Source organism: Priestia aryabhattai (genome assembly GCF_023715685.1).
Lineage (GTDB): Bacteria > Bacillota > Bacilli > Bacillales > Bacillaceae_H > Priestia > Priestia aryabhattai_B.
This window is the reverse complement of sequence record NZ_JAMBOQ010000108.1, coordinates 1-341: the sequence shown is the minus strand read 5'-3', so window position 1 is coordinate 341 and position 341 is coordinate 1. Positions and strand designations below refer to the sequence as shown.

Here is a 341-nt window from a genome sequence, read left to right as displayed (position 1 = left end):
GGCGATAGCGAAGAGGTCACACCCGTTCCCATACCGAACACGGAAGTTAAGCTCTTTAGCGCCAATGGTAGTTGGGACTTTGTCCCTGTGAGAGTAGGACGTTGCCAGGCAATGAATAAGACCCCTTTTTATGCTCTTGCAAAAGAGTCTAGGGGTTTTTTATTTGGCTCATTTATAAAAACCTTATATACACAATGAATATTGTATATGATATGTGGAGGATTAGCTCAGCTGGGAGAGCACCTGCCTTACAAGCAGGGGGTCGGCGGTTCGATCCCGTCATCCTCCACCACCGTGCCGGTGTAGCTCAACTGGTAGAGCAACTGACTTGTAATCAGTAG

At 47.5% G+C, this 341-nt stretch carries 1 tRNA gene and 1 rRNA gene; both read left to right on the top strand.

The features are described 5' to 3' along the window. A 5S ribosomal RNA gene (gene rrf, locus M3225_RS29230) occupies positions 1-110 on the top strand; the annotation flags it as partial. 106 nt (positions 111-216) lie between these two features. Next, a tRNA-Val gene (locus M3225_RS29225) sits at positions 217-292 on the top strand. The last annotated feature ends 49 nt before the right edge of the window (positions 293-341 follow it).